Source organism: Paraburkholderia sp. SIMBA_053 (assembly GCF_046534895.1).
GTDB lineage: Bacteria > Pseudomonadota > Gammaproteobacteria > Burkholderiales > Burkholderiaceae > Paraburkholderia > Paraburkholderia caledonica.
Map to the genome: position 1 here is coordinate 1 of NZ_JAWRXU010000120.1, position 444 is coordinate 444.

Genomic DNA, 444 nt, shown 5'->3' on the forward strand with positions numbered 1-444 from the left:
CTGCTGCGTCTTCTGCGCGCGCGCGAGCGCGTCGGCAAGCAGTTGCACTCCCAGCGCATTCGCGAATGCGGCAAGGGCCGCCTCATGCGGCTGGGCAGGCGGTGCAAGGAGCCATCCGAAAGCGCGGTCGCTGGGTCCCGTCGGCCAGCAATGCAGAGCTTCCGCCTCGCAAAACTCGCTGAGTTTATTGTTGGCTAGAACTTCCGGCCATACCCGGTGTGTGCGGGCATGCGCCGCCAGATGGAGTTTTTGTCCCCCGCGATACCATGCCCATTCTCTCCCGCGCAGAAGGTCGCCCGACGCTCGAAGGAGGTTATCGATCGATGCTGTCGCCTCTGTTGATGCAGACAGGTGCATCGCTGGGCTTCCGGCAACTGTCGTCGGATTGTCGTCCTTCACTCCTGTCAAGCCGCGATGGTCCCCGGAAACGATATTCATCGACGC

At 62.6% G+C, this 444-nt stretch carries 1 pseudogene; it reads right to left on the bottom strand.

Annotated features, from left to right (window positions below):
* A pseudogene (locus tag SB753_RS34845) lies at positions 1 to 399 on the bottom strand (bifunctional diguanylate cyclase/phosphodiesterase); the annotation flags it as partial.
* Between the last annotated feature and the right edge of the window lie 45 nt (positions 400 to 444).